Annotated in this window: 21 protein-coding genes; 10 read left to right on the top strand and 11 right to left on the bottom strand. The window is 77.1% G+C overall.

Annotated features, from left to right (window positions below; all coding sequences use genetic code 11):
* Window positions 1-18: 18 nt before the first annotated feature.
* The 7 genes from AC2TDM_RS11745 (at window position 19) to AC2TDM_RS11715 (ending at window position 10853) form a co-directional block, all read left to right on the top strand.
* Complete coding sequence (locus AC2TDM_RS11745; protein WP_484634725.1) at window positions 19-1758, top strand: dynamin family protein; 1740 nt, start codon at window positions 19-21, stop codon at window positions 1756-1758.
* A 57-nt stretch (window positions 1759-1815) separates the two neighbouring features.
* Window positions 1816-3369 (top strand): P-loop NTPase family protein, encoded by a 1554-nt coding sequence (locus tag AC2TDM_RS11740; protein ID WP_484634724.1) that lies wholly within the window; start codon window positions 1816-1818, stop codon window positions 3367-3369.
* A 180-nt stretch (window positions 3370-3549) separates the two neighbouring features.
* Complete coding sequence (locus AC2TDM_RS11735) at window positions 3550-4143, top strand: single-stranded DNA-binding protein (RefSeq protein WP_484634723.1); 594 nt, start codon at window positions 3550-3552, stop codon at window positions 4141-4143.
* 146 nt (window positions 4144-4289) lie between these two features.
* Window positions 4290-5972: an energy-dependent translational throttle protein EttA gene (gene ettA / locus AC2TDM_RS11730; RefSeq protein ID WP_090029934.1), complete on the top strand. Its 1683-nt coding sequence runs from the start codon at window positions 4290-4292 to the stop codon at window positions 5970-5972.
* Window positions 5973-6086: 114 nt separating this feature from the next.
* Window positions 6087-8102 (top strand): dynamin family protein, encoded by a 2016-nt coding sequence (locus tag AC2TDM_RS11725; protein WP_484634722.1) that lies wholly within the window; start codon window positions 6087-6089, stop codon window positions 8100-8102.
* Window positions 8099-9712 (top strand): GTPase, encoded by a 1614-nt coding sequence (locus AC2TDM_RS11720; protein WP_484634721.1) that lies wholly within the window; start codon window positions 8099-8101, stop codon window positions 9710-9712. Before AC2TDM_RS11725 ends, AC2TDM_RS11720 begins: the two co-directional genes overlap by 4 nt.
* Before the next feature lie 79 nt (window positions 9713-9791).
* The gene (locus tag AC2TDM_RS11715) at window positions 9792-10853 is read left to right on the top strand and encodes a methylenetetrahydrofolate reductase C-terminal domain-containing protein (RefSeq protein WP_484634720.1); all 1062 of its coding nucleotides are present in this window, start codon (window positions 9792-9794) and stop codon (window positions 10851-10853) included.
* Between the two features lie 106 nt (window positions 10854-10959).
* Here AC2TDM_RS11715 and AC2TDM_RS11710 read toward each other — a convergent pair whose 3' ends face one another.
* From AC2TDM_RS11710 to AC2TDM_RS11675, 8 genes are all read right to left on the bottom strand, one after another.
* Window positions 10960-11577 (bottom strand): pyridoxamine 5'-phosphate oxidase family protein, encoded by a 618-nt coding sequence (locus AC2TDM_RS11710; protein ID WP_203708856.1) that lies wholly within the window; start codon window positions 11575-11577, stop codon window positions 10960-10962.
* Window positions 11574-12410 carry a creatininase family protein gene (locus AC2TDM_RS11705; protein WP_484634719.1) on the bottom strand — a complete coding sequence of 279 codons (837 nt, stop codon included), beginning with the start codon at window positions 12408-12410 and terminating at the stop codon, window positions 11574-11576. Before AC2TDM_RS11705 ends, AC2TDM_RS11710 begins: the two co-directional genes overlap by 4 nt.
* Window positions 12407-13801, bottom strand: a complete 1395-nt coding sequence (locus tag AC2TDM_RS11700) for an FAD-binding oxidoreductase (protein ID WP_484634718.1) — start codon at window positions 13799-13801, stop codon at window positions 12407-12409. Before AC2TDM_RS11700 ends, AC2TDM_RS11705 begins: the two co-directional genes overlap by 4 nt.
* Before the next feature lie 102 nt (window positions 13802-13903).
* The gene (locus tag AC2TDM_RS11695; protein WP_239078845.1) at window positions 13904-14689 is read right to left on the bottom strand and encodes an SDR family NAD(P)-dependent oxidoreductase; all 786 of its coding nucleotides are present in this window, start codon (window positions 14687-14689) and stop codon (window positions 13904-13906) included.
* Window positions 14690-14693: 4 nt separating this feature from the next.
* On the bottom strand, window positions 14694-15887 hold the full coding sequence (locus tag AC2TDM_RS11690; RefSeq protein ID WP_090029944.1) for a substrate-binding domain-containing protein: 1194 nt from the start codon (window positions 15885-15887) through the stop codon (window positions 14694-14696).
* A 110-nt stretch (window positions 15888-15997) separates the two neighbouring features.
* Window positions 15998-16783: an ABC transporter permease gene (locus tag AC2TDM_RS11685; RefSeq protein WP_090029945.1), complete on the bottom strand. Its 786-nt coding sequence runs from the start codon at window positions 16781-16783 to the stop codon at window positions 15998-16000.
* Window positions 16780-17556 (bottom strand): ABC transporter ATP-binding protein, encoded by a 777-nt coding sequence (locus tag AC2TDM_RS11680; protein ID WP_090030432.1) that lies wholly within the window; start codon window positions 17554-17556, stop codon window positions 16780-16782. Before AC2TDM_RS11680 ends, AC2TDM_RS11685 begins: the two co-directional genes overlap by 4 nt.
* A 5-nt stretch (window positions 17557-17561) precedes the next feature.
* The gene (locus AC2TDM_RS11675; RefSeq protein ID WP_090029947.1) at window positions 17562-18908 is read right to left on the bottom strand and encodes an amidohydrolase family protein; all 1347 of its coding nucleotides are present in this window, start codon (window positions 18906-18908) and stop codon (window positions 17562-17564) included.
* Window positions 18909-19166: 258 nt separating this feature from the next.
* On the opposite strand from AC2TDM_RS11675, the gene AC2TDM_RS11670 reads away from it, so the two are divergent.
* Window positions 19167-19859 (top strand): helix-turn-helix domain-containing protein, encoded by a 693-nt coding sequence (locus AC2TDM_RS11670; RefSeq protein WP_090029949.1) that lies wholly within the window; start codon window positions 19167-19169, stop codon window positions 19857-19859.
* Entirely contained in the window at window positions 19856-20830 is a 975-nt protein-coding gene (locus tag AC2TDM_RS11665) for a PDR/VanB family oxidoreductase (protein WP_090029950.1), read from the top strand. Before AC2TDM_RS11670 ends, AC2TDM_RS11665 begins: the two co-directional genes overlap by 4 nt.
* Window positions 20831-20843: 13 nt before the next feature.
* Here the strand turns inward: AC2TDM_RS11665 and AC2TDM_RS11660 are convergent, their stop codons facing one another.
* Entirely contained in the window at window positions 20844-22163 is a 1320-nt protein-coding gene (locus AC2TDM_RS11660) for an amidohydrolase family protein (protein ID WP_090029952.1), read from the bottom strand.
* Between the two features lie 105 nt (window positions 22164-22268).
* Here AC2TDM_RS11660 and AC2TDM_RS11655 point away from each other — a divergent pair, with 105 nt between their 5' ends.
* The gene (locus AC2TDM_RS11655) at window positions 22269-22784 is read left to right on the top strand and encodes an acyl-CoA thioesterase (protein ID WP_484634717.1); all 516 of its coding nucleotides are present in this window, start codon (window positions 22269-22271) and stop codon (window positions 22782-22784) included.
* Between the two features lie 18 nt (window positions 22785-22802).
* On the opposite strand, the gene AC2TDM_RS11650 is transcribed toward AC2TDM_RS11655, so the two are convergent.
* A complete protein-coding gene (locus tag AC2TDM_RS11650; protein ID WP_239078848.1) occupies window positions 22803-24407 on the bottom strand; it encodes an SDR family oxidoreductase in 1605 nt (534 codons plus the stop codon).
* A gap of 356 nt (window positions 24408-24763) precedes the next feature.
* Window positions 24764-25762: a DNA topoisomerase IB gene (locus AC2TDM_RS11645; protein ID WP_484634716.1), complete on the bottom strand. Its 999-nt coding sequence runs from the start codon at window positions 25760-25762 to the stop codon at window positions 24764-24766.
* Between the last annotated feature and the right edge of the window lie 47 nt (window positions 25763-25809).

Here is a 25809-nt window from a genome sequence, read left to right as displayed (position 1 = left end):
CCAGGGATGATGCGTGCCGTGGACACGGACGAGGGCGGCACCCGAGGGGGCGCCCCCGCGACCGCCGGTCCGTCCCCGGTGCCCGCCGTCGTGCCCGACGACGACGGCACGGGCCTGGCCCCCGACGCCCCCGAGCGCATGCTGGCCCGGCCGCTGGCGGCCACGTCCCTCGTCGAGGCGGTGCAGGACCTGCTCCGCGACGCCCGGCGCACGTCGTTCCCGCTCGACCTGCCGGACGTCGCGGCGGCCCGCGGCTCGCGCGATCGGCTCGTCGACCAGCTCGCGGAGCACCTGCTGCCCCGGCTGCGCGAGCTGACCGCGCCGGCCCTCGTCGTGGTGTCGGGGTCGACCGGGGCCGGCAAGTCGACGCTCGTCAACTCCCTCGTCGGCCGGGAGGTGAGCGAGGCGGGCGTGCTGCGGCCGACGACGCGCCGCCCGGTGCTCGTGCACCACCCGGACGACGAGCGCCTGCTCGCCGCGCACCCGGTGCTCGAGCACGTGGTCGTCGTGGCGGACGCCGCGTGCCCCCGCGGCATCGCCGTCCTCGACGCGCCGGACCTGGACTCCGTCCTGCAGAGCAACCGCACGGTCGCGCACCGGCTGCTGGAGGCGGCGGACCTGTGGCTGTTCGTCACGACCGCCAGCCGGTACGGCGACGCGGTGCCGTGGCACGTCCTCGACGCGGCCGCCGCACGCGGGACGTCGGTCGCGGTCGTGCTCGACCGCGTCGCGCCGGCGTCCGTGGCCGTCGTGCGGGCCGACCTGCTCGAGCGCCTGCGCGCGCACGGGCTGGCGGGGGCCCCGCTGTTCGTCGTGCCCGACGTGGGGCCGCACCAGGGGCTGCTCCCGCCCCCGTACGTGGCGCCCATCCGCCGGTGGCTCGCCCTGCTGGCCGGGCCCGACCGCGCGCGGGCCGTCGTCGCCCGCACGCTGCGCGGGGCGCTGTCCGCGCTGCGCCCCTGGGTGGCCGAGCTCGCCGACGCCGTGCAGGCGCAGGTGGACGCCGGGCAGCGGCTGACCGTGCTGCTCGACGAGGCCGTCGCGCCCGTGCTGGCCGCCGTGCGCCGCTCCGTCGCCGAGGGCGCGGTCGCCCAGGGCGGGGTGCGGGCCGGGTGGGCGGCCCTCGTCGCGCCCGGGGCCGCGCTCGACGGGGTCGTCAGCCGCGGGGGGCGGCCGCGCGGCCGCGGGCGCACGGCTCGTACCCGGGCTGCGGCGCTCGCCGGGCTCGCGGAGGGCGTGGGGTCGTCCGCGACGGCCGTGCTCGTCGCGGCGTACGAGGGCGGGCTCGACGCGGCGCGGGGCGCGCTCGCCCGGTCCGCGGAGCCCGGGGCCACCGGGCTCCTGGCCGACGCCCCGGCGCCGTCGCACGCGCCGCTCGGGGTCCCCGAGGCGGAGAGTGCGGTGGGGGCGTGGCGGGCGGCGGTGGCCGACCGTGCCGGCGCGGCGCTCGACGAGGCGCGGCGGTCCGCGGTCGAGCGCGCGCTCGGCGGCGCCGAGGCGTGGGCGGCGCTGCTCACCGTGGCCGCGGCCGGGGTCGCGGACGCGCGCCGCCTCGCGGTGGTGCTCGCCGGCCCGGAGGACGCGGCGGCGGTCGAGGGCGTCGTGGACGCGTCGCACGCGGACCTGGCGGAGCGGGCCGTCGCGCGGGCGCTGGCAGGGCGCCTCGACGCGGGGCGCGTGCTGGGGCACCCGGACCTCGCCACGGACGCCGCGTCGCTGCTGCGGCTGCGGCTCGCGGTCCTCAAGACCTTCACCTGAGCCGGCGCGGGCGACGCACGCGGACGACCGAGGCACCGAGGAGCGGACACAGCACCCATGAGCACCGTCACCACCGGGTCCCCCACCGGACCGACGCCGCCCCGACCGACGCCGCCCCGACCGACGCCGCCCCGACCGACGCCGCCCGGTGACGACGCGTCGGCCCCGCGGACGGCCGCGCTCCTCGAGCGCGCGGGCGTGCTCGTGCAGGCGCTCGCCCTGGGCACCGACCGCTGGGACCCGGGGACGCGCACGGGCGTGGAGGCGGCGCTCACCGCCGTGCGCGACCGGCTGCGGCTCGGCGTCGACCACACCGTGGTGCTCCTCGCGGGGGGCACCGGCTCGGGCAAGTCGAGCCTGTTCAACACGGTGAGCGGGCTGCCGCTGGCCGAGGTCGGCGTGCGGCGCCCGACCTCGTCGGAGGTCACCGCGTGCGTGTGGGGGCGGGACGCGGGACCGCTGCTCGACCGGCTCGGGGTGCACCCCACCCGTCGCACGCAGCGGGAGAGCCCGCTCGACGGCGACGCGGAGGCGGCGCTGCGCGGGATGGTCCTGCTCGACGTGCCGGACCACGACTCCGTCGAGGGCGCCCACCGCGCGCTCGTCGACGCCCTCCTGCCCGAGGCGGACCTGCTCGTGTGGGTCCTCGACCCGCAGAAGTACGCCGACGACGCCCTGCACAGCGGCTACCTGCAGCGCCTCGCGGCCCACGAGGTGGCGGCCCTCGTCGTGCTCAACCAGGTGGACACCGTCCCGGCGGGCGCGCGGGACGCGCTCGTCGCGGACCTCGAGCGGCTGCTGACCGAGGACGGGCTGGACGCCCGCGTCCTGGCCGTGTCGGCCGTGACGGGCGAGGGCGTGGGGGAGCTCCGTCGGGTCCTCGCCGAGGTCGTGGCTGCGGCAGGCCTGGCCGCCCGGCGTGCGGAGGGCGTGCTCGACGAGGTCGCCGAGCGGCTCGGGGCGGAGGTGGGCCGGACCGCCGCGTCCGCGGAGGCCGACGGGCAGGTCGACGAGGCCGACGAGGCGCTCGTCGAGGAGCTGCTCGACCTGTCCGGGGCCAGGGCCGGCGCGGTGGGACCCGCCGCCGTCCCCCCGCCGGCCGACGCGGTGGCGCTGGCTCGTCGACGCTGGCTCGCACGTCGCACGGCCGGGGTGCCCGAGCGCTGGGCGCGCGACGTCGACCGGCGCACGTCCTCCGCCGAGGACCTGGTCGCCGCGACCGGTCGCGCCCTCGCCGACCTCCCGGGCCCCGCGCCCGCTGCGCGAGCATGGTGGGCGCGCCCGGTCGTCGGGTCGGCGCTGGCGCTCGTCGGCGCCCTGCTCCTCGCGGTCGGGCTCGGGGTCGTCCTCGCCGGCGGGCTCGCCGGACTCCCGCCCGTCGTGGGCACGCAGATGGCGCGTGCCGGTGCGGTGGTGCTCGCGGGCGGGGTGGCCCTCCTCCTCGTCGGGCGGCGCACGCGGACCGAGGCCGCCGCACCACCGCCCCTGGACGAGGCCCGGGGGGCGTTGGCGACGGTGGTCGGACGGCGGCTGTCGGCTCCCGCGCGGGCCGTCCTCGACGAGCACGCGGCCGTGCGGGCACTCCTCGACCGGGCGACCCGACCGCTGTAGCGACCCGACCGCTGTAGCGACCCGACCGCTGTAGCGGGCCGGCCGGCGGGCGAGCCGTCCCCAGCCCCGCTCCGGGCGGCTCCGTCCCGCGGCGGGCGCCCGGCAGCGCCGCCGGACGAGCCGGCGCGGCAGCGTGCGTGCTCCGGCCCCGCGACCGTCGGGGCGGACGGAGGAGGACGCATGAGCAACCAGGGCACGGAGCTGGCGCTGACGGGATGGCTCGGGGCCGACCCGCGGCACGTGCCGGCCGCGGACGGCAAGCCGGACTACACGTCGCTGCGCGTGGCGACGACGCGACGGTGGCAGGACCGGGACGGCGCCTGGCGGGAGGACCCGACGCAGTGGTTCACCGTCAAGCTGTGGCGGCAGGCGGCGCTCAACGCCGCCCAGTCGCTGCGCCGGGGCGACCCCGTGACGGTCCGCGGGCGGCTCGTCACGGAGGAGTGGACCGCCCAGGACGGCACGCCGCGCACGGAGGTCGTGCTGCTGGCCTCGACCATCGGGCACGACCTGACGTTCGGCACGTCGCACTTCACGCGGACGGTGCGCGCGGCCGGCGCCGGCGGCGAGGGGCGGCCCGTCGACGTGACGGCGCTGGCGGAGCTCGTGGACGAGCCCGCGGTGGAGGGCGCGGACGCACCCGCGGAGCCCGGGGGTCACGACGACGGGCCGGTCGGCGGGAGCGGCGCCGACGGCGAGCAGGACGCGGCCGCCCTGCAGAGGGAGGTGCTGGCGGGCCTGCGCGCGGACCTCGCTGCCGTCGGGCAGGGCTGATCGCCTAGGCTGGGACGTCGACGAGCGACGGTGCGGGGACCGGTCGGCGCACGACCGGCCCCGCACCCGCGGTCGCCGCGCCCGCGCGCGACCCACGCACCGGACCCCTGCAGCACACCCGAGCACCCGAGGCGGACAGAGAGCCAGTGGCTGAGTTCATCTACTCCATGTACAAGGCGCGCAAGGCGCACGGGGACAAGGTCATCCTCGACGACGTCTCGCTGAACTTCCTGCCCGGCGCCAAGATCGGCGTCGTCGGCCCCAACGGCGCGGGGAAGTCGACGATCCTCAAGATCATGGCCGGCCTCGACACGCCCTCCAACGGCGAGGCGCGGCTGTCGCCCGGCTTCACCGTCGGCATCCTCCAGCAGGAGCCGCCGCTGAACGAGAGCAAGACGGTCCTCGGCAACGTCGAGGAGGGCGTCGGCGAGATCAAGGCCAAGCTCGACCGCTACAACGAGATCTCGGCGCTCATGGCCGAGCCCGACGCGGACTACGACGCGCTCCTGGCCGAGATGGGCACGCTGCAGGAGGACATCGACGCCGCCGACGCGTGGGACCTCGACACCCAGCTCGAGCAGGCCATGGACGCGCTGCGCTGCCCGCCGCCGGACGCCGACGTCACCGTCCTGTCCGGTGGTGAGCGCCGCCGCGTCGCGCTGTGCAAGCTCCTGCTGCAGAAGCCCGACCTCCTGCTCCTCGACGAGCCGACCAACCACCTCGACGCCGAGTCCGTCCTGTGGCTGGAGCAGCACCTGCAGGAGTACCCGGGCGCGATCCTCGCGGTCACCCACGACCGGTACTTCCTCGACCACGTCGCGGAGTGGATCTGCGAGGTCGACCGCGGGCGCCTGTACCCCTACGAGGGCAACTACTCCACCTACCTGGAGAAGAAGCAGGAGCGCCTCAACGTCCAGGGCAAGAAGGACGCCAAGCTCGCCAAGCGCCTCAAGGACGAGCTCGAGTGGGTCCGGATGAACGCCAAGGGCCGCCAGACGAAGAGCAAGGCGCGCCTGGCCCGCTACGAGGAGATGGCGGCCGAGGCCGACCGCACCCGCAAGCTCGACTTCGAGGAGATCCAGATCCCGCCGGGCCCGCGCCTGGGCTCGGTGGTGCTGGAGGCCAAGGGCCTGGAGAAGGGCTTCGACGGGCGCGACCTCATCGACGGGCTGTCCTTCACGCTGCCGCGCAACGGCATCGTCGGGGTCATCGGCCCCAACGGCGTGGGCAAGACGACCCTGTTCAAGACGATCGTCGGGCTCGAGCCGCTGGACGCGGGCGACCTGAAGATCGGCGAGACGGTCTCCATCTCCTACGTCGACCAGAGCCGCGGCGGCATCGACCCGAAGAAGACGTTGTGGGAGGTCGTCTCCGACGGCCTGGACTACATCAAGGTCGGCAACGTCGAGATGCCGAGCCGCGCCTACGTGGCCGCCTTCGGCTTCAAGGGGCCGGACCAGCAGAAGCCCGCGGGCGTCCTGTCCGGCGGTGAGCGCAACCGCCTGAACCTCGCGCTCACCCTCAAGCAGGGCGGGAACCTCCTGCTGCTCGACGAGCCCACCAACGACCTGGACGTCGAGACCCTGGGGTCGTTGGAGAACGCCCTGCTCGAGTTCCCGGGCTGCGCCGTGGTCGTCTCGCACGACCGGTGGTTCCTCGACCGGGTGGCCACGCACATCCTCGCCTACGAGGGCACGGAGGAGGACCCGGCCGCCTGGTACTGGTTCGAGGGCAACTTCGCCGCGTACGAGGAGAACAAGGTCGCGCGCCTCGGTGCCGACGCGGCCCGGCCGCACCGGGTGACGCACCGCAAGCTGCGCCGCGACTGACCCCCGCCGGGCGGGGGCCGAGCACCCCGTCCCGCGGGGCGACGTGCAGGTGACGGACGACGACGGGCGGGTCCTCGGGGTGCCGAGGGCCCGCCCGTCGGCCACGATCGGGGCGTGAGCAACGAGCTGAACGACGGGGTGAGCACCGCCCGGCACGCCGACCCGGGCCCGCCGGCCGGGGACGGCGACACCAGCCTCGTCGACGCCCTCGTGCTGCTGCGCGCCCGCGTCGACGAGGTGGACCTCCCCCTCGAGGGCGACGGTGTCGAGCCGGCCCGGCAGGCGCGCCGCCAGGTGCTCGACCAGCTCGACGACTACCTGCTCCCGCGCCTGCGCGCCTCGGCGGCCCCCGTCCTGGCCGTCCTCGGCGGCTCGACCGGCGCCGGCAAGTCGACCCTGGTCAACTCGCTGCTCGGGCACGAGGTCAGCCGCTCGAGCGTGCTGCGGCCCACCACGCGCTGGCCCGTGCTCGTGCACCACCCGCTCGACGCGCGCTGGTTCACGACGGACCGCGTCCTGCCCGGCCTCGCGCGGCGGCTCGACGCCCCGGCCGGCTCGTCGGGCGCGGCCGTCGCCCCGACCGAGGCCGGCGACGGTGTCGGCGGGCTGCGCCTCGTCGCCTCCGACGCCCTGCCGCAGGGCCTCGCGCTGCTGGACGCCCCGGACATCGACTCCCTCGTCGAGGAGAACCGGCGGCTCTCCCGGCAGCTGCTCGGTGCCGCCGACCTGTGGCTGTTCGTGACGACGGCCGCCCGGTACGCCGACGCCGTCCCGTGGGAGCTCCTGCAGACGGCCGCCGAGCGCCGGGTCGAGCTCGCGCTCGTGCTCGACCGCGTCGACCCCGGGCAGGAGGAGGTCGTCGGTGCGCACCTGCGAGCGATGCTCGCGGAGCACGACCTGCCCGGCACGACGGTCCTCACCGTGCCCGAGGCGCCGCTCGAGGACGGCCTCCTGCCGACGTGGGCGGTCGCGCCGCTCGCAGACTGGCTGACCGCGCTCGCCGCCGACCCGGCCGCCCGGCGCGACGTCGTCCGCCGCACGCGGGACGGCCTGCTGGCGGACCTGCTGGGCCGGTCCGCGCGGCTCGCCGCGGCCGCCGACGCCCAGGCGGTGGCCGACGCGCGCCTGCGGTCGGCGGTGGAGTCGGCCTACGCGGCGGCCTCGGCCGACGTCCGGCGGGCCACCTCCGACGGCACGTTGCTGCGCGGCGAGGTCCTCGCGCGCTGGCAGGAGCTCGTCGGGACGGGGGAGCTCATGCGGTCCGTGGAGCAGGGCGTCTCCCGGCTCCGCGACCGGCTCGGCGCGGCCCTGCGCGGCAAGCCGTCGGCGGCCCCCGAGCTCCAGGACGCCATCGGGCACCACCTCGACGCGGTCGTGCTCGACGCCGCGGAGACCGCCGCCGAGCGCGCGCACGCCGCGTGGCGCTCCGACCCCGCCGGGGCCGCGCTGCTCGAGGGCCTGGCGCTCTCGCGGGCCTCGTCGTCGCTGCGCGCGCAGGTCGCGGAGGGCGTGCGCGCCTGGCAGGGGGACGTCCTCGCGCTCGTCACGGACGAGGGGTCGGGCCGGCGGACGCAGGCGCGGGCGCTGTCGTTCGGCGTCAACGGGCTCGGCGCCGCGCTCATGCTCGTCGTCTTCGCCTCCACGGGCGGCCTCACCGGCGCGGAGGTCGGCATCGCGGGCGGCTCGGCGCTGCTCGCGCAGCGGCTGCTCGAGGCGGTGTTCGGCGACGACGCCGTCCGGCGGCTGACGACCCGCGCGCAGGAGCTGCTCGCCGAGCGGGTGGACGCCCTGCTCGCGGCGGAGTCGCGGCGGTTCACCGCGCAGCTCGACGCCCTGGGCACGGGGGCGCAGGCGCCCGGCGTCTCGACGGACGGCGCGCGCCTGCGCGAGGCGGTGGCCCTCGTCGAGCGCTCGCCGCTGCCCGAGGCGTCGCAGGCGCCGACGGCCGGGGCCGCGGGACGCCTGCGCGGGGCGGGGGCGGCCGGTCGTCGCCCCGGCGGCGGCGGTGAGCACGGTCAGGGCCGCGACGCCCGCGAGGGGGGCCCCGACAGCCGTGGCGCCGGCGACGAGGGCGCCGCCACCGGGCTGCGCGGCTGGTGGCGACGGGTCACCGGGCAGGACGCGCCGTGAGCACCACGGCGGTGCAGGCCGCCGAGGAGCTCGCCACCGCCCTCGAGGCCGGCGAGGGACGCCTGCCGGCGGACGTCGTGGCCGACGCGCGCGGCGTCCTCGACCGCGGCCGCGAGCGGCTCGGCCTCGCGGCGGGCACGACCGTCGTGGCGCTGGCGGGCGCCACGGGCTCGGGCAAGTCGAGCCTGTTCAACGCGGTCGCGGGGGCGGAGCTGGCCACGCCGGGGACCCTGCGACCCACCACCGCGCGCGCCCTGGCCGCCGTGTGGCCCGGCCCCGACGAGGACGTCGACCCCCTGCTCGACTGGCTCGGTGTCGACGTGCGGCACACGCCGCCCGCGCCGCCGGCCCGCGCCGTGCCCACCGGCCTCGTCCTGCTGGACCTGCCCGACCACGACTCCGTCGTCGCCGAGCACCGCGCGGTCGCCGAGCGGCTCTACGAGCGGGTCGACCTGCTCGTCTGGGTCCTCGACCCCCAGAAGTACGCCGACGGGGTGCTGCACGAGCGCTACCTGCGGCCGCTCGCCCCGCTCGCGGGCGTCATGGTGCTCGCGCTCAACCACGCCGACCGGGTCCCGGCGCAGGACCGGACCGCCTGGCTCGACGACGCCCGCCGCCTCGCCGCGGACGACGGCCTCGGCCGCGTGCCGGTCCTGGCGGTCAGCGCCCGCACGGGGGAGGGCGTCGACGAGCTGCGCGACCGCCTCGTCGACGCCGCCCGCCGCCGTGAGGCCGCCGTGGCGCGCGTGCACGGCGACGTCCGCAGCGCCGCCGAGCGGGTGCTGGCGGCGTGCGGCGGGCCGGGCCCGAAGCGCGCCGCCGGTCCGCCGCCGGAGGGCTCGCTCGTCTCCGCGCTGGAGGCGGCGGCCGGCGTGCCCGTCGTCGTGGACGCGGTGCGGCGCTCGGCCGTGCGGCAGGCCGGGTCCGTGACGGGCTGGCCGCCCGTGCGCTGGCTGGCGCGGTGGCGGCCCGACCCCCTGCGGCGGCTGCACCTGCGGGTCGGCCTCCCGGACGCCACGGCGACGGGGCGCACCTCGCTGCCGGCGGCGGCCCCCGTGGTGCGCGCCGCGGCGTCGACGGCCGTGCGCACGTGGTCGGACGAGGCGACGGCGGGCCTGCCGGACTCCTGGGTGCTGTCGACCCGCTCGGCCCTGGCGACGACGGCCGGCCCCGACCGCCTGGCCGACGCGCTCGACAGCGCCGTGGCCGACACCCCGCTGCTGCCCGAGAGGCCCGCGCCGTGGTGGCGGGCCGTCGGGGTGCTGCAGTGGCTGCTGCTGGCGGCGGCTGTCGCGGGCCTCGTCTGGCTCGGGGCGCTGGCGGTCATGGCGTACCTGCAGCTCCCGGCGCCGGAGACGCCGCGGTGGGGGCCGCTGCCGGTGCCGACCGCGCTCGCGGTCGGCGGCGTGCTCGCCGGGTTGCTGCTCGCGCTGCTGGCCGGCGTCCTGGCCCGGCTCGGGGCCCGACGACGCGCGGCCCGGGCGCGGCGGCGCCTGCGGGAGGCGGTGGCCGGCGTCGCGCGGACGCTCGTCGTCGAGCCCGTGCGCGCGGACCTCGAGCGGCTGGCGGCGTGCCGCGCGGCAGCGCAGCGGGCGGCGTCGACGCGCTGAGCGGACCGACCACCGGCGCGTGCGGTGGGCGTGCCGCACGCGTCATCTGCCGGACACGCGGGATCGGTACGGTCCGGCCATGACGGCCCTGCCCACGTCGCTGCCTCCAGCTGCGGCGGCCTGCCCGAAGGACATGGTCCACGGCCCGTGCGGCGGCGTGCGGTTCGACGGGCTGTGCGAGCTCGGCGACCGGCCGTGCCCGTTCGTCGACGCGCCGGTCGTCAGGTACCTGCCGGACCCGGGGGCGGGCGCGGTGCCGACGCCCCCGCTCCTCCCGTCGGCGGCGGCCATGGCCGCCCTGCTGGCCCGGCGTCCCGTCGTCGTCGCGGACTTCCCGGCGCGCGCGCTGGACCGCGCCTCGCTCGAGCGCTGCGCCGACGTCCTCGTCGGGCACGTCGACGCGGTCCTGGCCGGGGACTCGGGGTCGGCGCGCGTGCAGTTCCCGCCGGCGTACCGGGCCGCGCTCGTGCAGGCCCGCGGCCTGCCGGCGTGGACCGGCCTCAACGACCGGGACCGCAACCGCGTGGCGCTCGAGGGCGAGGTCGCCGCGCTCGCCGACGTCGGCGTCGCGGGCGTCCACTGCGTCACCGGGGACCACCCGCGCACGGGCCACCGCCCCGACGCCCGCCCGGTCTTCGACCTCGACTCCACCGCCACCGCGGCCCTGGCCCGCGCGGCCGGCCACCTCGTCTCCGTCGCGGAGTCGCCGATGGCGCCGCCGGCCGACCGCCGTGCGGCCCGCCTGCGCCAGAAGGAGGCCGCCGGCGCGGACGTCTGCTTCGTCAACCACTGCGGCGGCGCGGGCCCGGTCGGCCGCTTCGTCCGCGAGGCGCGCGACCTCGGCAGCACCTCGGCGTTCATCGCCTGCGTCCCGGTGGTCCTCGACCACGCGAGCGCCGCGCTGCTGCGCTCCTTCACGACGCTCGTGCTCCCCGAGGGCTTCCTCGACGGCATCCTCGACGCCGCCGACCCGCACGCGGCCGGCATCGAGGCCGCCGTCGACCTGGCGGCGCAGGTGCTCGCCGTCGACGGCGTCTCGGGCGTCGACCTCTCGGGCGGCCCGGGCCCGGGCGCCGAGACCCCCTACGCCGAGGCCCTCGCGGAGATCGCCGACCGCCTGGCGATCCGCACCACGCCGTAGCCCCGCCCCGCCCCGCCCGCCCGCCCCGCCCGCCACGCCCGCCGAGATGCCGGTGCCGGTGCTCGGGGAGGGAGGGGGCGGGGGTGGTCAGGGTGGGCAGGGGTGGTCAGCCCGGGAGGCGGGTGACCGTCCAGCCCGTGGGGGTGCGGGCGCAGGCGAGGCGGTGGCTCGGGCCGTCGGGGTCGCCGCGCCAGAAGGTGATGCGGCGGGGGGTGACGCGGTAGCCGACCCAGGTGGCCGGCGCGTCGAGGGCCTCGGGGTGGGCGGCGGCGAACTCCGCCCACCGCTGCCGCCGGGCCGCACGCGGCAGGGCCGCGGCGTCGGCGTCGTTCTGCCACGCGAGGAGCTGGAGGTACCGCGACCGGGCGGCGAAGACCGCGGCGGCGGCCTCGGCCTCCGTGGGCTCCGCCTCGCCCTGGACCGTCACCTGGCGGCCGAGGTCCGGCCAGACGAGGGCCAGGGACACGCGCGGGTCGGCGGCCAGGTGCGCGGCCTTGCGGGTGCGGGCGTCGGTGTGGAACAGCAGGGCGCCCGGCGCGTGCGCGCTCAGCAGCACGTGGCGGGTGTCCGGCCAGCCGTCCTCGTCGAGCGTCGTCAGCGCCATGAGCGGGCGCAGCTCGTCGACGGGCTGGGGCAGCCACGCGTCCAGCAGGGCCTCGGGGTCCTCCAGCGGCGCGTCGGGGTCCTCGACGTCGTGGCCGAACAGCGTCGAGGAGGTGATCACCGCACCTCCACCGGGCCGGCCACGCCGGCCCCGCCCGCGACCGTGTGACCGGGGCCGAGCGGGTGGAAGGCGGCGATCTCCGTGAGGGCGGCGCCGGCCAGGGCGACGGACGCCTCGTACAGCCGGGCGCCGTAGGCGGCGGTGGCCTGCGTCGGGTCGCCGAGGACGCCCGCCGGCCCGAAGTCGTCGGACAGCCAGCCGAACGTCACGGGCTTGCCGTGGAAGCCGATGAGCTCGGAGGCCGCCAGGTGCTCGGGCACCCAGCGCTCGGCCGTGGACAGGTCCACGAGGTCCGGGCGCAGGTGCAGCAGCATCGACGTCTCGGCCGCGCCGCCGTGGATGCCCAGCCCGAGCTCGTCGAGCCCCTCGCCGTCCGGCGGCGGCGCGGCGACGAGCGCCGGCACGAGGAACGTCCGCAGCCCTGTGAGCCGGCGGACCTCCCGCAGCGCGACACCGAGCGGCGCGACGTTCCCGCCGTGGCCGTTGAGGAACACGAGCCGCTCGGCGCCCGCCGCCGCCACGGACCGGCCGAGGTCGACGACGGTCTGCAGGAACGTCTCCGCGCGCAGCCACATCGTTCCCGGCGCCCACGCGTGCTCGTCGGACTTCGTGTACGCCAGGGTCGGCAGGACCCAGGCGTCGACGCCCGCGGCTGCGGCCCGGTCCACCGCCTCGGCGGCGACGCGGTCGGCCATGATCTGGTCGGTCAGCAGCGGGAGGTGCGGCCCGTGGTGCTCGACGGCCCCCGTCGGCAGGACCACCACCGAGCCCGGGCCCAGCGCCGCGGCCGCGGCCGGCCCGGACAGCTCCGCCAGGCGCCGGCCCGCGCTCACCGCTGGCTCCCGGTCACGGCGACCGCCGCGCCGCGCGTCGCGATGCCGCCGACCGTCCCCGGCGCGAGCGGTGCCACGTCCGTGCGCGCGAGCTTGCCCGGGTTGAGCAGCCCGGCGGGGTCGGTCGTCGCGGCGAGCGCCGCCGTCTGCTCCGGCTCGTGGTCGACGGCCCACTGGTGCGGGTTGTGGAAGCCGACGCCCAGCGCGGTGAGGCGCTCGAAGCCGGCCCACACCGCCTCCGGGCTCTCGTACTCGCCGACGAGCATCCCGATGGGCCGCCCGCGCTGCGCCTCGATGTGGAGCATCCCGCCGGGGTACACGGCGTGGACCTCGTCGATCCGCTCGACGAGCGCGTCGCCGGCGACCTCGACGTGGAAGTACCGGCCCGGGTGCGCCTTCTGCAGCCACTCGACGGGGTGGTTGTAGGACAGCATGCTCAGCTTCATCGTCGCCTGCGGGCCCTCGCGGACGTCCTCGACGCGGCCGCCGGCGCCCTCGACGAGCGCCCGCGCGGCGTCGAGCGAGGCGGCGTCGACGATCGCGCGCAGGCTGGAGCGCCCCGCCGGGATCGCCGGGTCCGCGGGCAGGGCCTCGGCAAGGGTCGGCAGGTCCGCCGACACGAGCCGGGGCGTCGGGGTCAGGTCCGCGAACGGGCGGAGCACCGACAGCGCGTCGGCGAAGTCGCCGAAGCTGGCGTACAGCGCGCGCCAGTCCTGCAGCGGCTCGAGCCGGACGGTGGCCCGCGCGATGATGCCGGCGGTGCCGTAGGTGTGCAGGTAGGGCTCGGCGTCGGCGCCCTCCACGTGGACGAGCCGCGCGTCGGGCACGGCGTGCACCACGTCGAGCGCGAGCGCGAAGCCCGTGTGCAGCATGCCGTGCGCGATCGACCCGGTGCCGCCGGAGCCGCCCGAGAGGAACCCGCCGATGGAGGACTGCGCCGTCGAGGGGTACATGAGGACCTGCTGGCCCGTGCGGCCGGCGGCCTGCTCCAGGGCGACGAGGGTCGCGCCCGCGTCGGCGGTGACGAACCCGTCGCCGACCTCGACGACCGTGCGCGCGCGCGACAGGTCGAGGACGAGACCGCCGGCCATCGGGATGGCCTGGCCGTAGTTGCCCGTGCCCTTGCCGCGCGGCGTCACGGGGACGCCGTGCCGCACCGCGGCGCCGACGGCCTGCGCGATGCCCTCCGCAGTCGTCGGGAAGGCGACGAGGTCCGCCAGGCCGAGGGGCAGCTGCGCGCTGATGACGGGGGACAGGTGCGCCCCGTCGACGGAGGCCTTCTCGCGGGCGGCGAGCTCGGTGGTGACGGCGCGGTCCCCGAGCAGGGAGCGCAGCTCGGCGGCCAGGGCGGCGAGCGTGGCCTGCGCGGGCCGGGCGGCGGTGGCGGTCATGGGCGGGTCCTGTCGGGACGGGGCGGGTGGGGAGCGGGGGAGCAGCGCGGGCAGCAGGACGACGGCAGGACGACGGCCGGGCGACGGACGGGCGAGCGCCCGTCAGTGCATGACCATCCCGCCGGTGACGTTGATGGACTGCCCCGTGAGGTAGGAGGCGTCCGGGGAGGCGAGGAACGCGGCGACCCCCGCGACGTCGTCCGGCTCGCCGAGCCGGCCGAGCGGCGAGTACGACGACCACGTCGCGACGTCCTCGGCCGTCCGGGTGGCGGCGCCCATCTCCGTGAGCACGTACCCGGGGCACAGGCAGTTGGCGCGGATGCCGTGCTCGCCGAGCTCGAGCGCGGTGACGCGGGTGAGCGCGGCGACGGCGGCCTTCGAGGCGGCGTAGTGGCCCTGGCCCGCGCCGCCGGCCTTCGCGGCCATGCTCGCGAGGTTGATGATCGAGCCGCCGGTGCCCTGCGCGACCATCGTGCGGGCCGCCCTCTGCGTGGTGACGAGGAAGGACCGCGCGTTGACGGCCATGACCTCGTCCCACGCGTCGGGGTCGAGGTCGAGCAGGGCCGCGAAGCGCAGGATCCCGGCGTTGTTGACGAGGACGTCGAGCCCGCCGAGGGCGCTGGTGGCGGCGTCCACGGCGGCCCGCGTGGCGGCGACGTCGACGAGGTCGACGGCGTGGAACGAGCCGCCCACCTCGTCGGCCACCGCCTGCCCCGGGGCGACGAGGCGGTCGAGCACCGCCACGCGCGCCCCGTCGGCGGACAGGCGCCGCACGATGGCTGCGCCGATGCCCTGGGCGCCCCCGGTGACGACGGCCCGCACGCCGGCGAGGCGTGGCGTCGAGCCAGGACCGGTACCAGGACCGGGGGCGTCCAGGGCGGGGGTCACGGCGTCAGAAGCCGATCGACTCGTCGAGGAACTCGTTCGTGAACAGGTCGCTCGCGACGAGGCCCTCCTTCGGCGCCGAGCCGGACTCCGTGAACAGCGGGGTGTCGATGTCGATGACCGTCTGGATCCGGGCCTCGTCCATGTCGCCCATGAACTCGTTGTCGCCGTTGCCGACGATCTCGAGGTCCTTCATCTGCTGGACGCCGAAGTCCGCCACGTCGGCGTCGTACACCCAGCCGTTGTCGAAGGCGGTGACGAGCTCGACGACGAGGGCGTTGGTCTCCGCCGGGTCCTCGATGTAGTCGACGGTCGCCTGCTGCAGCACCGGCACCAGCTTCTCGAGGCAGGGCCGCAGCTCCTCGAGGTCGCCCGTGCGGACGGCCATCGCCTCGGGGTAGATGGGGTAGCCCGTGTCGTGGATGAGCTGGAACTGCACGGGCTTGCCCCAGGCGGCGACCTGGTTCTCGTAGATGAACGGCTCGGCGGTGGCGAAGCCCTGCTGGCCGTCGACGCCCTTGGCGGTGACGAACTTGGCCGGCGTGCCGTCGTAGGCGCCGTCGGTCACCTCGGTGGGCAGGATGCCGGAGCCCTGGAGGTAGCCCATGTAGGCGGCGCCCTGGAAGTAGCGGACGACCCCGCCCGTGCCGGGCAGCGCCTTGCCGAGCTCCTCGATCGTCGTGACGTCCGGGTAGGTCTCCGGGTCCCACATGATCATCTGCGGGGACTTGTCGGCCTCGGCGAAGACGGCGGTCGTCGGCAGCGAGGCGCTGACCTGCACCGCCTCGTCGGTGGAGACGTAGCCCATCGTGATGTCCGTGTCCTGGTACATCTGCGAGGAGACCGACTGGAAGCCGATGGCCGGTCCGCCGGACCGGACCTCGACCTTGACGCCGGTCGGCTCGCCGCTGGCGTACAGGTCGCCCGAGACCGACTTCTTGTCGGCGTCGATGACGGGGTCGGGCCCGAGCAGCTCGTAGAGGTGGCCGTGGTCCGCCTCGGGGTTCCAGTCCGTCTGGATGACGACGGTGGCGGGGCACACGGAGGCGAGGTCGACGCCGCCCGCCGCGGCGGTGGCCGCGGTCGAGCCGCCGCCCGTCGCGTCGGCGGAGCCGGCGGCGCCGGAGGAGCAGGCGGCGAGCGCGGCGAGGGCGAGGACCGCACCGCCGGCGAGGGTGGACCGCTTCGCGGTCGGGCGCATGGGGACTCCAGAGGGGGTCGGGGCAGGGGCCGGGACGGGGGCAGGGGACGGGCAGGGGTAGGGGACGGGCGGGCGGTGCGGGGTGCCGGGGACGGCGGGGCGGGCCGCGCTCAGGCGGCGTCGCTCCACCGCCCGACGACGAGCGTGCGCAGCCACCCGAAGAGCAGGAAGACCGCGACGCCGAGCAGGGAGGCCGTGAGGATGGCCGCGAAGGTGCCCGGCCCGTTGAGCCGGGAGGTCGACACCTGGATGAGGACCCCGAGGCCCGGGGTGCCGCGCTGGAAGAACTGGTCGCCGACGATCGCGCCGATGACCGAGAGCCCCGCCGCGGTCCGCAGCCCGACGAACAGCGACGGCAGCGCCGCCGGGAACCGCAGCTTCGTCAGCACGGTCCACGTCGAGGCGCCCTGCAGCGCGAACAGCTCGCGCTGCGCCCTGTCCACGGACTGCAGCCCGAAGAGCGTGTTCGACACCATCGGGAAGATCGAGATCATCACGGTGACGATGACGCGGGAGGCGAACTCGTAGCCGAACAGGGCCCCGATGAGGGGCACGAGCGCCAGGATCGGGATGCACTGGAGGATCACGGCGTAGGGGTACAGCGACCGCTCGATCCACCGCGCCTGCGCCATGAGCACCGCCCACGCCACGCCGATGGCGATGGCGATGACGAGCCCCGTGAGGGCGACGACCGTCGAGTTCCCGAGGTTGCGCAGCAGCTGCGGGGTGAACGTCGGGTCCGCGACCATCGCCCGGAGCACGAGGTGCGGGTAGGGCACGAGGAACGCCAGCTCCTGGCGGGCGTAGCTCGCGGCCGCGGCGTACCAGAGGCCGATGAGGGCGACGAGGACGACGAGCGGCTGCCACCACGGCGTCCGGCCGCGCCGGCGCGTCACGCGTGGCCCTCGCGCAGCGCGTGGGAGACGTGCCCGACGAGGTCCGCGAACTCGGCCGTGAACCGGATGTCCGGGTCGCGCGGCAGCGGGAACGGCACGTCGAAGGTCCGCACGATCCCGCCGGGCCGCCCCGACATGACGACGACCTTCGTCGAGAGGTAGACGGCCTCGGAGACGGAGTGCGTGATGAACAGCCCGGCGAACTGCCGCTGCACGAAGAGGCGCAGGAGCTCGTCGTTGAGGCGCTCGCGGGTGATCTCGTCGAGGGCGCCGAAGGGCTCGTCGAACAGGAAGAGCTCGGGGTCCAGGGTCAGCGAGCGGGCCAGGCTGGCGCGCATCCGCATGCCGCCCGACAGCTGCTTGGGCAGGTGCCGCTCGAACCCACCGAGGCCGACGAGCTCGATGGCCGCCGCGGCCTTGCGTGCCCGCTCGGCGCGGCCGACGCCGTTGAGCTCGGCCAGCAGCTCGACGTTGGCCTTCACGGACCGCCAGGGCAGGAGCGTGGCGTCCTGGAAGACGTAGCCGATGCGGTCCGTGCGCAGCGTCGCGGTGCCGGCGGAGGCGTGCTCGAGGCCGGACGCGATGCGCAGCAGGGTGCTCTTCCCGCAGCCGGACGGGCCGACCACGGTGACGAACTCCCCGCGACCGACGGTGAGGTCGACGCCGCGCAGGGCCACCGTCCCGTCGGGGAACGTCATCTCGACGTCGGAGAACTCGAGCAGGGACGTCGTGACGGCGGCGGTGGGCGCGGCGGCGCTGGGGGCGACGGGCACGGGGGTCACCTCGTTCCGGTGAGCAGGGCGTCGGGGCGGGGTGCGGGTGCGGCGGCGGGGCCGGCCGCGTCGAGAGGGCCGGTCGGCAGCGCGGTGGCCGGGGCGGCGACCGTGCGCTCCACGCGCGTGCGGGCGACGAGCCGGCCGGCGTGGACGACGTACCGGTCGGGCGAGGCTGTCGCCACGACCTCGGCCAGGTCGGCACCGCGGACCGCCAGCAGCTCCGCGGCAGCGCCGGGGACGACGCCGGCGACGGGCAGGTGCAGGACCGACCGGGCGCCGGTGCTCACCGCGGCGTAGGCCTCGTCGAGCGTGAGGTGCCCGGCCGTCACCAGCAGCGACGCCGTCTCGAGCGCGTCGCCGCGGCCCACGGGGTTGAACGGGTCGCGGACGTTGTCGGCGCCGGCGGCCACGCGCACGCCGGCGTCGAGCAGGGCGCGGAGCGCGGTGAGCCCGCGCGGCGTGGACACTGGGTGCTCCCAGCCCTGCAGGTAGAGGTTGGTGATCGGCAGGCTGATGACGCCGATGTCGCTGGCGCGAACCTCCGCCACCGCGGCGGCCAGCTCGTCGCCGGCCAGGGTGCCGAGGCGGACGCAGTGGCCGGCCGACAGCGACGTGCCGGCGGGCCAGTCGCGCACCGTGCGTGCGTACGTGGTGAGGGTGTCGGCGCCGCCGAGCCCCTCGTCGGCGTGCAGGTCGACACCGCGGCCGCGGCGCCGGGCCAGGGCCAGCAGGCGCGCGACCTCGTGCTGCGGGTCCGGCGCCAGGTGCGGCGCGCCGCCGACGAGCTCGACGCCGAGGTCGAGCACCGCCTCGACCGACGCGTCGTCGGACAGGTGGCTCGCGAGCGCGACGAGCTCGAGGTCCACCAGGCCCGCGAGCTCCTCGCGCACCCGCACCAGGGCCTGCGCCCCGCGCAGCGGCTCCGGGCCGAGCAGGACGTCGACGTGGCTGCGCACCGCCGTCGTGCCCTGCGCCAGCATGTCGAGGAGCTGGGTGCGCGCGCGGTCGGCGATCTCGTCGACGTCCATCGTCGCGGCGTAGGCCTGCCACGACTCGATCGCCCGGCGCAGGTCACCCATCGGCGGGCGGATGCGGTCCCACGAGAGGGCCTTGTCGAGGTGCGCGTGCGGCTCGGCCGGGGCCGGCAGCAGCACGAAGCCGGTGAGGTCGAGGACGTCGTCGCCCGCGGCGGAGTCGCCGGCCGAGTGGTCGCCGGAGTCGCCGGCGGGACCCGCGGCGGGGGTGACCGCGGCGACGGTCGCGCCGTCGAGGGCCACGTCGACGAGCCGCCCGTCGGCCAGGGTCGCGTTCCGGATGAGGCGGAGCGGCTGCGGCAGAACCGAGGTCATGCGGTCCTCCTCTCCGGTGGTGCGGCACGCTCCGACGGCGTCCGGCGCGCGGCTACGGCGCTCTGACCAGCAACGACGTGACGGCTGAGCGGGAGGGCCGGTGCGCCGGCCGCGGGTCCGTGCCACAATGTTGATGGGCTGAACATTGACGGAATGTACGGCTCGCCCGTTTCCGTCGCGTAACCGCTGGTACCCGTTGCGTTACAGCCTCGCGACGCCGCCCCCGACGCCCCCGCCGGCAGGAGAGAGTCAGCGCCCATGCCGCCCCCCGCCCCGTCCGCCGCCCCGTCCGCGGACGCGCCACCCGCCGCGAGCGAGCGCGTCGTCGACCCGCAGGCCGCCCGCATCGGCGCGCACATCCGCGCGCTGCGCCGGCGCCGGTCGCTCACGCTCGTCCAGCTCGCGGCGGCGGCGGGACTGTCCCACCCGTTCCTGTCCCAGCTCGAGCGCGGGCACACGCGGGCGAGCATGGTCTCGCTCGACCGCGTGGCCGCCGCGCTGGGAACGAGCCAGGCGGAGCTGCTGGCCGCGGCGGTGCCGGCCGCCCGCGCGCCCGGCGACACGCGGCCCGAGGTGCTCCGCGCCGACGAGGGCGCCCGCGGCCCCTTCCCGCAGGGCGAGGCCCGGCTGCTGACACGGTCGCCGGCACCGTTCGAGCCCATGGAGTTCGTCGGCGCCAACACCGACCCCGGCGAGTACTACGTGCACGTCGAGGACGAGTTCCTCTACGTGGTGTCCGGGACGGTGCTCCTCGACCTCGGCGAGCACGGCCGGCACCTCCTGGCGGCCGGCGACTGCGCGCGCTACCGCGGCGGGACGCCCCACCGGTGGTCCACCGCCGGCACCACGACGGACACCCCGACGGACAGCACGACGGACAGCGCAGCAGAACCTGGCGCCTACCGCGTGCTCGTCGTCAAGCAGGTCCTCGCTCGGCAGGAGGCCCCGTGAGCGTCGCCGACACCGCCTACGACGTCGTCGTGGCCGCCCGCACCCCCATCGCGGACGGCGTCGTGCTCCTCGACCTGGCCCGCGCCGACGGGCTGCCCCTGCCGGGCTGGGTGCCGGGGGCGCACGTGGACCTCGTGCTGGGGACCGGGTCCGACGCGCTCGAGCGGCAGTACTCCCTGTGCGGCGTCCCCGGGGCGCCCGTGTGGCAGGTGGCGGTGCTCCTCGAGCCCGGGGGCCGCGGGGGATCCGTGCGCGCGCACGCGCTCGCGGTCGGCGACGCCCTCGTCGTGCGAGGCCCTCGCAACCTCTTCGCCTACGACGCGTCCGACTGGGCGACGAGCGGGCCCGTGCTGTTCGTCGCCGGCGGGATCGGCATCACGCCGCTGCTGCCCATGGTCCGCTCGGCCGCCGCCGCAGGGCACGACTGGCGGCTCGTCCACGCCGGCCGCTCCCGCCGGACGCTCGCCTTCTCCGCCGCGCTGGCCGACGAGCACCCCGACCGGGTCCGTCTGCACGTCGGCGACGAGGGGGACCGGCTCGACGTGGCCGCGCTGCTCGCGGCGACCGATCCCGCCGCCACCGTCTACTGCTGCGGGCCCGCGCGGCTCATGGAGGCCGTCGAGGCGGCGAGCGCGACCCGGCGGGCGGGGTCGCTCCACCTCGAGCGCTTCGTGCCGCGGGACGTCGGGGAGCCCGTCCTGGCGGGGCCGTTCGAGGTCGAGCTCGAGCTGTCGGGCCTCACGCTCACGGTGCCGCCGGAGCGCTCGGTGCTCGACGTCGTCGAGGAGGCCGGCGTGCTCGTGCTGTCCTCCTGCCGCGAGGGCACCTGCGGCACCTGCGAGACGCCGGTCCTCGAGGGGGAGGTCGACCACCGGGACTCCGTCCTCACCGCCGACGAGCGCGCCGACGGGCGGGCCATGATGATCTGCGTCTCGCGCGCGGCGTGCCCCCGGCTGGTGCTGGAGCTGTAGGCGGCGACACCCCTCAGGGCCGGGCCACGCGCGCGTGCAGGGCCCGGACGAGCGCCCCCTCGTCGGCGGCGACCAGCCGGCCGTCCCGCACGACGACCCGCCCCGCCACGACCACGTGCCGCGGCCGGCGGCCGGGGGAGGCCCACAGCAGCCCGGCGACGGGGTCGGCCACCCCCGCGTCGGCGACCCCGGAGACGTCCCACACGCACAGGTCCCCGGCCGCCCCGGGCCGCAGGTGGCCCAGCTCCGGCCGGCCGAGACCCGCCGCCCCGCCCTCGGTCGCCATCCCCAGGACGTCCTGCGCGGCCAGCGGGGGCCCGACGAGGGGAGCCACCTGGAGGGCCAGCCGCGCGTCGGCCAGCAGGTGCCCCGCGTCGTTGCTGCCGCCGCCGCTCGTCCCCAGCCCCACGGGCACGCCGGCCGCCCGCAGCGCCGCGACCGGCGCGACGCCCCATCCCATCGGCAGGTCGCAGCCCGGCGCGTGCGTCGCGCCCACGCCGGCCGCCGCGAGCCGCGCGATCTCGTCGTCGTTGACGCCGCACAGGTGCGCGAGCGTGACGTCGGGCGCGAGCCAGCCCCACTCCTCGAGCAGGTCGAGCGGGCGGCGGCCGTACCGCTCGAGCGCGACGGCGACGTCGACCTGCTCGTTCGCCTGCGTCCGGCGGCGCAGCCCGTGGCGGGCCGCGACCTCCGCCAGCAGGCGGAACGTCTCGGGCCCGTCGGAGTGCACACCGGCCGGGCCCACGGCGACCTGGAGGAGGCCGTCGGCGCGGAGCCCGCCCGCCGCCCCGGGCACCAGCGCGCCCACGACCGCCTCGGCCGACAGCGCCGCCTCCTGCGGGTCGTCGCGGGCGGTGCCGCGCACGAGCACGAGCCGCGCGCCGAGGGTCGCCGCCGCGCCGGCCGTCGCCTGCGCCATGGCGACGGTGTCGGCCACCGGGGCCCCGGCGGGCCACGTGAGGTGGTGGTCGGCGACGGTGGTGACGCCGCTGAGCAGGGCCTCGGCCAGGCCCGCGCCCGCCGCCGCGGCGCACAGCCCCGCGTCGAGCCCGGCCGCCGCGTAGGCGGCCGCCATCGTCGGCAGCCACCGGGCCATGGGGACCCCGCGCGTGCCGGGCAGCGTGCGGAAGGCCGTCTGGAGGAGGTGGTGGTGGGCGTTGACGAGGCCGGGCGTGACGACGCAGCCGGAGGCGTCGAGCACCTCGTCCGGGCCGTCGTCGGGCGGCAGGTCGTCGCCCGGAGCCAGGACGCGGCCGCCGGCGATGCGGACGTCGCCGCGCGTGACGGTGCGGGCGTCGAGGAGGACGTGGTCGGCGTCGCGGACGGTGAGCACGCCCGTGGTTGTAGCAGGCGCGTGGGTCGCGGACGTCACGTGCCGGTGACGGGCGACGTGCGGGGCCCGTGCGGGAGCGGGTCCGCGCGCGGGCATGATGGCGCGATGGCGAGGATCGAGGTGCCCGTCCACCTGCGCTGGTCGGACATGGACGCGTACGCGCACGTCAACAACGTCGCGATGATGGTGCTGCTCGAGGAGGCCCGCATCGCCGCCTTCTGGTCGGCGCCCCCGGGCGGGCCGGCGGCCGGCGGCACCGGCCGCGCGGGCGGGGGTCCGCACGCGACGGCGGTGCTCGAGGCCGGGCCCGACGCGGCCGTGGCGACCTTCGTCGCCCGGCACGAGATCGAGTACCTCGTGCCGCTGCCCTACCTGCGCGACCCCGTCGTCGTCGCCCTGTGGCTGGGCCGGATGGGCGGCGCGAGCCTGGACATCTGCTACGAGGTCCGCGACCGCCCGGCGGCCGACCCGGCGTCGGTGGTGCACGCCCGGGCCGAATCCACCCTCGTCCTCATGGACACCGCGACCGGCCGCCCGCGCCGGATCGGCACGGCCGAGCGCGCGGTGTGGGAGCCGTACGTCGAGGAGCCCGTGGCCCTCCGCCGCCGCACGCGCGCCTGACGGACCTCGACGGGGACCTCAGCGCGACGCGACCGCCGGGGTCCGGCGGGCGCGTTCCGCGCGCTCGGCGGCCTGGGCCACGTTGCGCTGCATGCTGCCGAAGATGATGCCGTGGAAGGGCGTCACCGACGCCCAGTAGAGCTGGCCGGCCAGGCCGTGCGGCTGGAACAGCGCCCGCTGCGCGAACACCGTCGGCGGCCGCGTCCAGCGCTCGTCGTCGCGCGGGTCGGTGGGCGACCCCTCGTCGGGCTCCCCGGAACCGTCCGCGCCGTCGACGTCCTCGATCCGCAGCTCGAGCCACGCCAGCCCCGGCAGCCGCATCTCCGCGCGCAGCCGCAGCAGCCGCCCGGGCTGCACCTCCTCCACGCGCCACCAGTCGATGACGTCGTCCACGACGAGCCGGTCCTGGTTGGAGCGACCGCGGCGCAGCCCCGGCCCTCCGACGACGCGGTCCATGAGGCCGCGGACCCGCCACGCCAGGCCCCACGAGTACCAGCCGCGCGTGCCGCCGACCGACTCGATGACCCGCCACAGCGCGGCGGGGGAGGCGTCGACCTCGGTCCGCCGCTCGTCGGCGTAGAGGTAGCCGCCGGCCCAGTCGGGGTCGGAGGGCAGCGGGTCGCTGGGGGCCCCGCGCACGGCCGCCGAGGACCACCGGGTGCTCACCGCGGAGTCCTGCACGCGCTGCAGCGCCAGGCGCACGGCCCGGTCGAAGCCGACGAGCCCCTCCGGCGGGTCGGGCACGAGGTCGGCGATGTCGTGCTCGTCGCACACCACCTCGTGCACCAGCGAGGCGACGAGCGGCTTGGCCAGCCCGGCCGGCACGGGCGTCACCAGCCCGACCCAGTGGCTCGACAGCCGGGGCGTGAGCACCGGCACGGGCACGATGACGCGTCGCGGCAGCCCGGCGATGGCCGCGTACCGCTGCATCATCTGCTCGTAGGTGAGGACCTCGGGACCGCCGATGTCGAAGGACCGCGACACCTCGTGCGGCATCGACGCCGACCCGACGAGGTAGCGCAGCACGTCCCGGATGGCGATGGGCTGGATCCGGTTGCGCACCCAGCGGGGCACGGTCATCGCGGGCAGGCGCTCGGTGAGGTACCGCATCATCTCGAACGACGCCGACCCGGAGCCGAGGATGACCGCCGCGCGCAGCACCGTCGTCGGGACGCCGGACGCCAGCAGGATCTCCCCGACCTCACGGCGCGAGGCCAGGTGCGGGGACAGGTCCTCGCCCTCGGGGTACAGGCCGCCGAGGTAGATGATCCGCTCGACCCCCGCCTCGCGCGCGGCCTGGCCGAAGACGAGCGCGGCGTGCCGGTCGGTCGCCTCGAACTTGCGGCCCGAGCCGAGGGAGTGGACCAGGTAGTACGCGACCTGCACGCCCGTCAGGGCCTTGCGGGTCGCCTCGAGGTCCGAGACGTCGGCCTCGGCGACCTCGATCTGGTCCCGCCACGGGTGCCCGCGCAGCCGGTCGGGGTGGCGCGCGACGGCCCGCACGCGGTAGCCGGCCGTCAGCAGCTCGGGGACCAGCCGACCCCCGACGTACCCCGTGACGCCGGTGACGGCGACGAGCGGCGCGTCGGGGCGGGGCCGGCCCCCGTCGTCCGTGCCCGGCACGATGCCGGTCAGCGTGGTGGCGACGGGCTCGCGCGCCAGGCTCTCGGCGCGGTCGTCCTCCGCGGTCTCCGTCCGCGTGCGGACGGGCCCGTCGCCGATCCCGCCGCGGGCGTTCGGACCGCGTCCGTCCTGCCGCCCGTCCTGCCGCCCGTCCTGCTGCCGGTCGTCGGGGTCCTGCCGGGGGGTGCTGCCCGTGGTGGAGGTCACGCCGCGAGTGTGGTGCCGGCGTCCGGGGCCCGCACGCGGGGCCCGCCGGCCACGCGACGGCCCTCAGGGACGGCTCAGCGCTGCACCCGTCACTGCGCCGCTCACCGTGCTGCTCACCGTGCCGCTCACCGTGCCGCTCACCGTGCCGCTCACCGCAGCAGCTCGAGCGTGCGGCGCTCCGCGCTGGCCTGCGTCCTCGTCCGCCCGATCGTCCGGCCCCGCTCCCACAGCTCGATGACGCGCGGGTCGATGTAGGACGCGCGCGCGACGGCGGGCGTGTTGCCCAGCTCCTGCGACACGTCCTTGACGACGGCGGAGACGACCTTGCGCCGACCACGCTCCGAGGTCGGCGGGTCCCCGGCGTCCGCCAGCGCGCGCGCCGCCAGGACGGTCGCGTGCCACGTGCGGAACGTCTTGGGCGACGCCTCCTCGCCCAGCCGCTCCTTGACGTACGCCGACACGTCGGTGCTGCTCACGTCGTGCCACGTGCCGGCGTCGTCCTGCCACGCCAGCAGCTCGGGGCTCGGCTCGCGCCGGCGGACCAGCGTGCGGATGAGGGTGGCGACGACGTCGTCCTCGACGACCGTGTCGCGCACCTGCCCGGACTTGGCGGGGAAGTGCAGGTGCACGCGCCCCTCGTCGCCGTCGTGCGCCGGCGGCAGCACCTCCACGTGCTCCTTGCGCAGCGTCGCCAGGCCGTACGAGCCGTGCTTCTTCGCGTACCCCTCGCCGCCCACGCGCAGGTAGGCCAGGTCGAGCAGACGGAACGCCAGGGCCAGGGCCTTCTGCCGCGGGAACCCGTCGAGCGCGAGGTCCGCCGTCACCTGCTTGCGCGCCCGCGGCAGCCGCTTCGCCACGACGAGGGTGTGCTCGTGCTTGAGCTTGTCGCGCCGCTGCCGCCACTGCAGGTGGTACAGGTACTGGCGGCGCTGGGCCTCGTCGAGCCCCGCCGCCTGGATGTGCCCGTTGCGCCAGGGGGAGATCCACACGTCCTGCCACGCGGGCGGGATCGCCAGGTGCTCGACGCGCTCGAGGTGCTCCGGGTCGGTGATGGGCTCGCGGTGCACGTCGAGGAAGCGGAACCCGTCGCCCACGCGCTCGCGGGTCCATCCGGGCTGGTCGATGCGGACACGTCGGAGCCGAGGCATGCGGTGATCGTCGGTCAGGCCGGGCCACGGCGCGCGGCGAGCCGCGC

It is taken from the genome of Cellulomonas sp. plas2, assembly GCF_057221735.1.
The sequence above is the reverse complement of the archived record's forward strand: the minus strand, read 5'-3'. Positions and strand labels throughout refer to the sequence as shown.

Excerpts from the sequence above, each read along its gene's own strand:
- AC2TDM_RS11740 (WP_484634724.1), top strand. The coding sequence starts at position 1,816 with ATGAGCACCGTCACCACCGGGTCCCCCACCGGACCGACGCCGCCCCGA.
- AC2TDM_RS11735 (WP_484634723.1), top strand. The coding sequence starts at position 3,550 with ATGAGCAACCAGGGCACGGAGCTGGCGCTGACGGGATGGCTCGGGGCC.
- AC2TDM_RS11715 (WP_484634720.1), top strand. The coding sequence starts at position 9,792 with ATGACGGCCCTGCCCACGTCGCTGCCTCCAGCTGCGGCGGCCTGCCCG.
- AC2TDM_RS11700 (WP_484634718.1), bottom strand. The coding sequence starts at position 13,801 with ATGACCGCCACCGCCGCCCGGCCCGCGCAGGCCACGCTCGCCGCCCTG.
- AC2TDM_RS11690 (WP_090029944.1), bottom strand. The coding sequence starts at position 15,887 with ATGCGCCCGACCGCGAAGCGGTCCACCCTCGCCGGCGGTGCGGTCCTC.
- AC2TDM_RS11675 (WP_090029947.1), bottom strand. The coding sequence starts at position 18,908 with ATGACCTCGGTTCTGCCGCAGCCGCTCCGCCTCATCCGGAACGCGACC.
- AC2TDM_RS11670 (WP_090029949.1), top strand. The coding sequence starts at position 19,167 with ATGCCGCCCCCCGCCCCGTCCGCCGCCCCGTCCGCGGACGCGCCACCC.
- AC2TDM_RS11655 (WP_484634717.1), top strand. The coding sequence starts at position 22,269 with ATGGCGAGGATCGAGGTGCCCGTCCACCTGCGCTGGTCGGACATGGAC.
- AC2TDM_RS11645 (WP_484634716.1), bottom strand. The coding sequence starts at position 25,762 with ATGCCTCGGCTCCGACGTGTCCGCATCGACCAGCCCGGATGGACCCGC.